Source organism: Nitrincola tibetensis (assembly GCF_003284585.1).
Classification (GTDB): Bacteria; Pseudomonadota; Gammaproteobacteria; order Pseudomonadales; family Balneatricaceae; genus Nitrincola; species Nitrincola tibetensis.
Map to the genome: position 1 here is coordinate 1 of NZ_QKRX01000027.1, position 8,439 is coordinate 8,439.

General features: G+C 44.0%; 14 protein-coding genes and 2 pseudogenes. 5 read left to right on the forward strand and 11 right to left on the reverse strand.

Going from position 1 to position 8,439, the window contains the following annotated elements:
- The 5 genes and pseudogenes from tnpC to DN062_RS18140 form a co-directional block, all read left to right on the forward strand.
- A partial coding sequence (gene tnpC / locus DN062_RS18115; protein WP_112160703.1) for an IS66 family transposase occupies positions 1-1,049 on the forward strand: 1,049 nt, incomplete at its 5' end.
- Positions 1,050-1,309: 260 nt separating this feature from the next.
- Positions 1,310-1,534 carry a type II toxin-antitoxin system RelB/DinJ family antitoxin gene (locus tag DN062_RS19255; RefSeq protein WP_112160704.1) on the forward strand — a complete coding sequence of 75 codons (225 nt, stop codon included), beginning with the start codon at positions 1,310-1,312 and terminating at the stop codon, positions 1,532-1,534.
- Positions 1,535-1,594: 60 nt separating this feature from the next.
- A pseudogene (locus DN062_RS19155) lies at positions 1,595-1,759 on the forward strand (type II toxin-antitoxin system YafQ family toxin); the annotation flags it as partial.
- Between the two features lie 280 nt (positions 1,760-2,039).
- On the forward strand, positions 2,040-2,261 hold the full coding sequence (locus DN062_RS18135) for a TA system antitoxin ParD family protein (protein WP_112160705.1): 222 nt from the start codon (positions 2,040-2,042) through the stop codon (positions 2,259-2,261).
- Positions 2,254-2,544, forward strand: coding sequence for a type II toxin-antitoxin system RelE/ParE family toxin (locus tag DN062_RS18140; RefSeq protein WP_112160706.1), 291 nt, complete (start codon positions 2,254-2,256; stop codon positions 2,542-2,544). Before DN062_RS18135 ends, DN062_RS18140 begins: the two co-directional genes overlap by 8 nt.
- Before the next feature lie 191 nt (positions 2,545-2,735).
- Here the strand turns inward: DN062_RS18140 and DN062_RS18145 are convergent, their stop codons facing one another.
- From DN062_RS18145 to DN062_RS18195, 11 genes and pseudogenes are all read right to left on the reverse strand, one after another.
- Entirely contained in the window at positions 2,736-2,945 is a 210-nt protein-coding gene (locus tag DN062_RS18145) for a transposase (protein ID WP_205126776.1), read from the reverse strand.
- A gap of 566 nt (positions 2,946-3,511) precedes the next feature.
- Complete coding sequence (locus tag DN062_RS18155; protein WP_112160708.1) at positions 3,512-3,874, reverse strand: hypothetical protein; 363 nt, start codon at positions 3,872-3,874, stop codon at positions 3,512-3,514.
- Between the two features lie 609 nt (positions 3,875-4,483).
- Positions 4,484-4,960 carry a GNAT family N-acetyltransferase gene (locus DN062_RS18160; protein WP_112160709.1) on the reverse strand — a complete coding sequence of 159 codons (477 nt, stop codon included), beginning with the start codon at positions 4,958-4,960 and terminating at the stop codon, positions 4,484-4,486.
- A gap of 356 nt (positions 4,961-5,316) precedes the next feature.
- Complete coding sequence (locus tag DN062_RS18170) at positions 5,317-5,616, reverse strand: HigA family addiction module antitoxin (RefSeq protein WP_112160686.1); 300 nt, start codon at positions 5,614-5,616, stop codon at positions 5,317-5,319.
- Positions 5,617-5,738: 122 nt separating this feature from the next.
- Positions 5,739-6,152: a GFA family protein gene (locus DN062_RS18180; protein WP_112160711.1), complete on the reverse strand. Its 414-nt coding sequence runs from the start codon at positions 6,150-6,152 to the stop codon at positions 5,739-5,741.
- A gap of 238 nt (positions 6,153-6,390) precedes the next feature.
- The gene (locus tag DN062_RS19010; RefSeq protein WP_275668129.1) at positions 6,391-6,816 is read right to left on the reverse strand and encodes a transposase; all 426 of its coding nucleotides are present in this window, start codon (positions 6,814-6,816) and stop codon (positions 6,391-6,393) included.
- A complete protein-coding gene (locus DN062_RS19015) occupies positions 6,817-7,281 on the reverse strand; it encodes a transposase (protein ID WP_476703533.1) in 465 nt (154 codons plus the stop codon).
- 27 nt (positions 7,282-7,308) lie between these two features.
- A pseudogene (locus DN062_RS19275) lies at positions 7,309-7,392 on the reverse strand (transposase); the annotation flags it as partial.
- Positions 7,393-7,428: 36 nt separating this feature from the next.
- Entirely contained in the window at positions 7,429-7,578 is a 150-nt protein-coding gene (locus DN062_RS19020) for a hypothetical protein (RefSeq protein ID WP_239995847.1), read from the reverse strand.
- Between the two features lie 138 nt (positions 7,579-7,716).
- Positions 7,717-8,001: a type II toxin-antitoxin system RelE family toxin gene (locus DN062_RS18190; protein WP_112160712.1), complete on the reverse strand. Its 285-nt coding sequence runs from the start codon at positions 7,999-8,001 to the stop codon at positions 7,717-7,719.
- Positions 7,991-8,242: a type II toxin-antitoxin system Phd/YefM family antitoxin gene (locus DN062_RS18195; RefSeq protein WP_112160713.1), complete on the reverse strand. Its 252-nt coding sequence runs from the start codon at positions 8,240-8,242 to the stop codon at positions 7,991-7,993. The genes DN062_RS18190 and DN062_RS18195 overlap by 11 nt, the downstream gene beginning before the upstream one ends.
- Positions 8,243-8,439 lie beyond the last annotated feature (197 nt).

The following is an 8,439-nucleotide window of genomic DNA, read 5'->3' on the forward strand; positions in this document are numbered from 1 at the left end:
TCAATGTATTGGATCGGAGTTTTGCCGATGTCAGTTTGCTAGTCGGTCTGCTGGTCGATAAATTCCTGTACCACTTACCGTTGTATCGCCAACATCAACGCATGGGCCACTCCGGCATCACAATGAGCCGCACCACCTTGACCACGCTAACTCAGCGTCCTATCGAACTATTACGCCCCATCGTTGAGGCTCAGTTGGCAAATATACTGCGCAGCAAAGTGTTAGCCATGGACGAAACGCCGATCAAGGCAGGCAAGGCGACAAAAGGTAAACTCAAGCAAAGCTGGTTCTGGCCACTCTATGGTGATCAGGATGAGGTCGTGTTTACCTTCTCGTCCAGTCGAGGACGACAACATATCGAAAACATACTGAAACATCAGTTCAATGGCACGCTCATTAGTGATGGCTATTCTGCTTATGCTTCATATGCAACAAAGAATGAGGGAGTCATCCAGGCTCAGTGTTGGGTACACAGTCGGCGACAGTTTATTGAAGCCGAACAAGAAGAGCCTGCGGCTGTACGTCAGGCGCTGGATTATATTGCACTGCTGTACCAAGTCGAAGACGAGATCCGAGCACAGAAATTGAGTGGTGAGAAAAAACAGTTATACCGACTTGAGCACAGCAAGCCGCAGGTGGATGCATTCTATGAGTGGTGCGAGCAACAGTTGCTTCGCAACGATTTAACGCCGAAGAGTCCATTGTTGCGAGCAGTTCATTATGTGCTAAAACGAAAGACAGCATTACGGGTGTTTTTAGAAGATCCAGACGTACCCTTGGATACCAACCACCTGGAGCGAACTCTGCGTCCAATCCCGATGGGTCGAAAGGCGTGGCTATTCTGCTGGACTGAACTGGGTGCTGAACATGTGGGTATTATCCAGAGCCTGATCAGTACCTGTAAACTGCATGATATCGATCCTTATACCTATCTGACAGACGTGCTGTTGCGGGTTAATGAGCATCCGGCGAGCCGAGTGTTGGAGTTAACGCCAAGAGTTTGGAAAGAGCAGTTTGCAGATCAGCCGTTGCGGTCGGATCTTTATTGAGAGATGAAGCCCCAGTAAGGCTGATGGTTCCGCTGCATCCCTGCAGCACTCGTCCTATCCTGAAAGAAGACAGAGGCTCTCACCTTGAGAGTTACGGCCATCCATTACCCCTCTGTCTGATATAACTTTATCGCCTAGTGACTTGAGTGTATATAGGAAAAAGTCCTAAATATTGAGCTGGCTGGTGATGTTAGGCATTGCTCGTGACTATTATTGTTATGTCAATGACGTCTTAGAATGATCGCTTACCTTTTACCAACATTTGCGATGATGTCGGGCTAAGTCCATCTCAGGCTCTAAAGCTTTTTGCCCGTGCAGTTATCAATCATGGCGGTATACCTTTTGAGCTTAAAGCGCGTCAACCAAATGAGAAAACTGCTGCTGCAATTAATGAATTGGTCGAAGGCCAAGGCAAAAAATGCACATCTGTCGATGATATGCTCAACGAGCTGACCGAGGGCAAGGTTCGAAATGCTCATTCTTGAATATTCAACACAATTCAAAAAAGATTTTAAAAAAATCACTAAAATGCCTATTCCCAGTTACAACGCGGTGAAACTCTACCACCCAAAAATGTTGATCATCCCCTAACAGGTAACTGGCACGGCTTTCGCGATTGCCACATTAAGCCTGACCTTGTACTGATCTATAGAATCAACGACGACACACTACAACTTGCACGCATTGGCTCTCACAACGAGCTTTTCTAGCTGCTGCATGCATCACATAACGAGCCATGTAGAAAAACCTAATCTCGACAAGTTTTTCCGCCAGAGCCCAGTCTATATTATTCATTTGAATTGCTTACTTCAGTCAGCAATCACGTATTCAAAACACTGAACTTAAATTAACAGCTGTAATCACAAATGCTAATTTGAAGTGAAACCGCCACGCGTTGGCAGTCCCTCTTAAACCGTTTGTTATGATTCATATTGCTACCATCGTAGCGCCACGCTACAATCATTAAAACTTTAAATGAGGGTGCACATTATGTCTACCACTAGCATACGCCTTGATCGAGACCTCGTAGATAAAGCCGCTATCATGGCCAAAGCATTGAATCGCACTACACCAAAACAAATAGAACACTGGGCTAAAATTGGGGAAATGATGGAAGATAACCCAGATTTACCTTATGAATTTGTTCGACAAGCCATTATAGCTAAAGCTGAAAAAGAAGCTGGTAAACTTGAGACATACAACTTTGGCTAATATTATACAGGTTCTTCAAACACCATCATTCAAGAAAACCGTTAAAAAACTCCACCAAAATCAGAAAGTGGATCTCGACAATGCGGTCAAAGCACTTATCGAAGATCCGCTTTTAGGCGAGCAGAAAAAAGGTGATTTGTCCTTTCTCCGTGTTTATAAATTCAAAATGGTTAAGCAACTCACTCTTCTTGGCTACAGCTATCAAGATGGGACGGTAACTCTTGAACTTATCGCCCTAGGCGTGCATGAAAATTTTTACCGAGATATCAAGATGTTTTACTGAATCCGGGTGAATCATAACGGGCCTGTCAGATTAGACATTTTGAAATCAAAATATCCAGCATCAACAGCCCACCCTTTCTATAATCTTTATTTACCGCCCAAATTGATGATCTGAATCACCTATTCAAACAACCTACACTCAATAACTGAATGGCTCAAGGGTACTTTATCTACAACTCTTGTTGTTTCATCTCATTGTTGCCCCTGTGTCGCTATTTTCTCGATAGCGTGCACCATGCAGTACATTAACCACTGCGCATTCACCTTGGTTTTGCCCCTTAAGGTGAATCGATTCAGTCCTTTGTTACTTTCTAGATTGCCAAACACGGGTTCTACCGTGCCCAATCGCTGGCTGTAGATATGCCGACCCATCGGGCTGTCTATCTTGCTGATGGACAACATACTGACCGCTCACGCGGCCAGAAGAACTGTTTTGCTTATTGACTTCGCACGGGCTCATATGTGTTATACAGTCACTCAGTTTTATTTTTAAAAAAGGCAGTGACTTTTTTCAGAACATATATATATATAACAACCACCAAAACAATATAAGCACAAAGAACGACACCAATAACTAACTTATTGCTCAAGTAGCTTAAAAGAACAAAAATTCCATAGATAGCAAGCGCCCAATATAATAAACCCAAAATCTCATCAATCAACGTGAATTTTGATATGTAATATGCCCATTTTCTCTTCTGCATATCAGATGCCTCATGTCTCGTGGGATCAGTTTAATTCATATTTTTTGTTGATTGCATCCATGAATTCATCATAATTTCGTTCAGCAGTTAATATAGCCTGAACATATTTTTCCAAGGGCTTTTCCAGTAGAAAATATAGCAGCTGCAAATCCCCTTTTCTTTGTAGAATGAAGTAGAGTCGCGGACTCTTCATTCGAAGTCTCATGGCTGCATGTGAAGAGCGCTGCATTAGCCCTTGCATCATAAGCAGACCGATGGGAGTGCTTATACCTGTAGCTGATGCACCTGCCGATACCCCAATACGTTTTGCAATCTGTTTATATAAAGAGGACTCCTTCGATCACTAGAGCCATACCTGAAAAAGTCCTCGAGCAAAGATACCATTGCTCTATTTTCATAGCCAATGTTAGCTATTCGACCATCGTCACCAAGCCCAAGTCCCTCTCCTGTTCGTTGTATGCCAAAAGCAACATCTTGCCCTACAGAGTAAACTCCTTTACCTAGAGCTACGGCAACATCAATTGAACTATCCATAAATGACATGATTTTCTCCCTTTTGTATAACGAGCCTGTAGAAAAACCTAATTTCGACAAGTTTTCAGCCAGAGCCCAGTCTATATTATTCATTTTCAATTACTGACCTCAATCAGCAATCAAATAAGCGGTTATACGGCGGCGCAGCCGCAGCTATAACCGCCTGTTGAACGCCGCTCAGCACTTAATCTAGGGAATTTGCTTTTTATGATCGGTGGGGGTTCCATGGCGTTAATGCCTTTCATTCGAACCAGCACTGTCGCTTAACTCGATCTCAATCCCTTGAAGCTTATTTACTTTGTGGCTTTAATGAACCTTTATAGCCATATTTCTGTTGTTTGGCAACACAGAACCCTCAGGGCCGACCTGATATAATTTTGCATGACAATACCACTGTGCGAGAACTAGCTACTGTTCAGCAGCACCAGAAGCACTTCGTTGTGTAATATCATCAATTCACTCGAACACTCACCTAAACAGGTCACTAGCTCATGACCACATGATGGACAGTGAGCAGGGGTTGAACTGACGACTTGAGCCTCCTGATCACTCTCAACCTTCAGCCCCTGTCACAGCTGCCGTCGAATCAGTAACATACATCGGCGCTTAATCGCATTCGATAAGAATCCATAGTGTCGAATGCGCATTAAAGAACGCAAATGTGTTTGATAAACGAAAAAGCTGTCGCTGTGCTTAGCCTAGCTATGTTGCATGTTTCTCAATTTTTAAATGAATGAGTGCCACACGGTCTCCGTTGTAATCAACCCGTTGTTCAATGGCGTAAGGCTGAAAACCAAGCTTTGGGTACAAGAGCAGTCCTGCTACGTTTCGATTAAAGCAAGATACTGAAACCGCCTTCGCGCGATGCTTCTCGAATCCCAGCGTAATCATATGATTGATAAGATAGCTCGCCACCCCGGAGCCTCTGGCGTCGGACGCGACAACAACATTACCGATTGAACACAACCCTCCCTTCCACCGGTAAAAATTTGCGAACGCAACAACACGTCCCCCGACTTCCACTACCGTTGAGTCTGAGCGATTTTCGATGCTCTGACGCAAGTCAGCTTCCGACAGTGGGAAGTCCACTCTTGGAAAGCAGTAAAAGAGTTCTTCTCGTGTTTTCGGAAGCTTACAAATCTCAGGGATGTCGCTTTCCGTTACTTTTCGATGATGCACAGGTTCACTCCATGGTGATTAGGGTGCCTTCCTTCCTCTACTTCCCGTACTAACTGATCACGCTCCACAACACCACGCCCTGCAATTGTATAGGAGTCGTTCTCACCATTTTCCCCATCGTGATTTCCGCGAATATTCTTAGCCATAATGAACCTCGCTTCATTAACATGACACAATTATCACCATAGCTATACTTTGGTTATTGCCTATATTTCAGGCTCTGATTGGTGTTTTTTTTACCACTGTTTGATTCTATGTGCTAATCGGGATAGGGAGGCATTTCACAATGCCTCTCCTCCCCTCACCATCAAGCATTCGGGTCACGGCGACCGTAGGGAGTGAATTTAATGGCTTTGTTAAGCTTGCGCTGCAAAATCATATGGACGAACTTGCAGCATAGATTGATTTTGACGGGCAACCCAAAGGTCGTAAGCATTCTGAAGCCTAAGCCAATGATCAGCACTGGGTTTCTTAAAAGCTAGCTCAAGCCGCACTGCCATTTCAGGAGTAATAGAACCTCTACCGTTTAATACTTTAGATAAAGTTTTACGGCTTATATTAAGGTGCTCAGAGACATCAGTAATTGTTACACCTGATGGTTCAATTACTAATTCTTTAAGAATTTCACCCGGATGAGCCGGATTGTACATACTCATTAGTGATAATCCTCATAATTGACTATTTCAGCATCTTTGCCAGTGAAACGAAAAGTGCCCCGCCAATTTCCGCTATTTGTCCAGCCCGCTTGCGGGCGATGCAAGATGGCCTTGTTAGCTGATTACTCCCCCGCTTCAAAATGTGCGAACACCTCGGCACCAGTCATATTATGTGTTTCATTTTTAAAATCGTAATATTCCGGTTTTTCATCTATAAATATTTGATGAGTAAGCTTAAAACTGTCGTCTGTTTTAAGTAAGCCGATAGGAAGATGATATTGGTTAGCTGGCTTCAGATAGTAAAACAAATGCGTCCCGCAATTAGTACAAAACCCTCTCTCCGCCCACTCTGAAGATGAATACCGCGAGACACTCTTTTCATCTAATATCTTTACTGTATCAGCGCAATCGATTGCTAGCATTGGGCCACCAGCCCAATTCCGACACATACTACAATGACAAGCCGCTAACTCACTACTGGCATACTCTACTTCTAACTCCACGGAGCCACACAAGCACTTACCATGACCTTTCATAGAACCTCCAATTTTGTAACGTAGATGCGATATTTTAATAGCTAACGAGCCTGTAGAAAAACCTAATCTCGACAAGTTTTTCAGCCAGAGCCATATCTATATTATTCATTTTCAATTGCTGACTTCAGTCAGCAATCACGTGTTTCATCTGTCTTTTTAGCTTTTACTTTTATAGGCCTTAAGCAATTGCCCCTTCAGAGCCTCATTCAGAAGCCATCTCATCCTGATTTCCGCCTTATTAGCTCAATCTACCATACTTCGCCAACTTCTCTACATTATGCACCAAACAGTACAACTGCCATTGGCCCTTAACCTTGTTTTTACCTCGCAGACTAAAACGACTGAGTCCTTTGTTAGTACCAATATTGCCGAAGACAGGCTCCACAACAGACATTCGTTGGCTATAAATTTGCTTCCCTTTAGGACTATCCACTCGGTGCTTCATCCAGTCAGTATAGGTCGGCGCACGCTGGTCGTTAAGTGCAAAACTGACTTGTCTTCCGGCACCTTTGCGATGATTCGCTGACGCTGGATTCTTCATACATTGATCTTTTATAGCGCAATGACGACATTGCAGTAATCGACCTTCAAAATAGGCTGTGCGTTGACCACGTTCATTCTCTTTAACTCCCCGATGACTAATCTGCTCACCCGCCGGACAAATTCATATCATCCTAACTGGATCAAACTGGAACTCGCTAGCGGGAATCAGTGGTTTCGCTTTAAGCTTTCCTAGTGACTGATGGCGCTTGCCTTTACCCATCCTTGGCTGGTTCTGCTTTAAAAAAGCATTGATCTTATTGGCAGCCGCATCCAGTGTTTGAATGGTTTTAGTCTTACGATTATTACGTTCCAGTGATTCTTCACTTTCACAGGTATCTTTTTCTTGATGCTCACTGAGATGATACTGGATCAAGCGCTTGAGCTTTTGACGTTTCTGTTCCAGTTCTTTAAAGGTGCCAGACCATTCCTTGGATGCATTAGAGCGCATCTTACAACCATCAATGGCAAAGAGTTCATGACCCAACAGTCCTTGTTGATCACAGATGAGTAGCACTTGTTCAAATAAGGCTTCTATTGCCTGAGCTCGGCTACTGACAAAGTGAGCAATCGTAGTGAAGTGCGGCACGGTGTCGCAAGATAAGGCTTTGAAGATGATATTCGTTTCGCAGCACCACTGGATCTCACGGCTGGAGGTAATGCCCTTGGAATAAGCAAATAATATAATTTTGAGTAGTATCGCAGGGTCGTATGCAGGGCGACCTTCGTATCATTTTTATAGGGCTTGTGAAAAGCCGATAAGTCGAGTTTTTTCAGAGATCAGGTAATGCAGTGCAAATTCAAACGTGCCAGGTTGGATCTGTTCTAGGTAGTTAATCACCACCATCGACATCTGGTTGTAGTCATAATGTTTGAACTTTGCCATCCTGAAGCCTCCGTTTCCTGAAAGTCTTATCAAAGCATAGATGGAGAGGTTTTTCTACAGCCTGAACGCCCGTGTTCAACAGCGCAGTGAAACTACGTCTGTTGCAACCGTTTGTTATGCCTGCTCTGCTTCTTCATGTCAGGTTCGCTTTTTGAGAGACGAGTAAACCTTGCCCTTTTCCCGCTTGCCTACGGCAAGCACATACACGAACAGCTCATCGTCAACAACCTCATAGGCTAACCGGTATCCAGCAGAGCGAAGTTTAATTTTGTACACGGATTCATAGCCACTTAACTTATCAGCAGGCACTCTGGGATTTTCCAATCGCTCCGCCAGTTTTTTCTTGAATTGGCTCCTGATCGGGGCACCAAGCTTTTCCCATTCCTTAAGCGCAGCTGGAAGAAATCGCAGCTTATAAGTCATCCAACGACACCGTTATAGCTTGATCTTTATCGCCGCGACGCTCATCAACAAGCTGTGCCAATTCATAGTCTTCGAGCATATCCATCAGAGCCTCGTAGGTTTCCGCTGGAATCAGGTAGGCTGCAGGTTTGTTGTGATTTAGCACCGCTATAGGTGAACCACTTGCCTGAGAAAGCAAGGCTGAAGGGTTTTTCTTTAATTCTGAAATACTTACAGAAAAGTCCGCTAATACCTGATGCATAAAAAACCTCAATTTAGATCTAAATTATGGTCATATATTAGCTCATTTTTCTGCTAGGCGCTACGAGCTTGTAGGCAATCATGGTAGAACGACCCATTACTGAGCCGCCCCCACACAGATCCGGACGTGCGGAACTACCGCATCCGGCTCTTCAGTTATATATTCACGCGTGTAAATCACGCACTTAATACCAATCA

What these genes read in the sequence shown, in the direction of transcription:
- DN062_RS18135 (WP_112160705.1), top strand. Translation starts at nt 2,040, where the DNA reads ATGTCTACCACTAGCATACGCCTTGATCGAGACCTCGTAGATAAAGCC.
- DN062_RS18155 (WP_112160708.1), bottom strand. Translation starts at nt 3,874, where the DNA reads ATGAATAATATAGACTGGGCTCTGGCTGAAAACTTGTCGAAATTAGGT.
- DN062_RS19020 (WP_239995847.1), bottom strand. Translation starts at nt 7,578, where the DNA reads ATGGCAAAGTTCAAACATTATGACTACAACCAGATGTCGATGGTGGTG.
- DN062_RS18145 (WP_205126776.1), bottom strand. Translation starts at nt 2,945, where the DNA reads ATGTTGTCCATCAGCAAGATAGACAGCCCGATGGGTCGGCATATCTAC.
- DN062_RS18195 (WP_112160713.1), bottom strand. Translation starts at nt 8,242, where the DNA reads ATGCATCAGGTATTAGCGGACTTTTCTGTAAGTATTTCAGAATTAAAG.
- DN062_RS18170 (WP_112160686.1), bottom strand. Translation starts at nt 5,616, where the DNA reads ATGAGTATGTACAATCCGGCTCATCCGGGTGAAATTCTTAAAGAATTA.
- DN062_RS18190 (WP_112160712.1), bottom strand. Translation starts at nt 8,001, where the DNA reads ATGACTTATAAGCTGCGATTTCTTCCAGCTGCGCTTAAGGAATGGGAA.
- DN062_RS18180 (WP_112160711.1), bottom strand. Translation starts at nt 6,152, where the DNA reads ATGAAAGGTCATGGTAAGTGCTTGTGTGGCTCCGTGGAGTTAGAAGTA.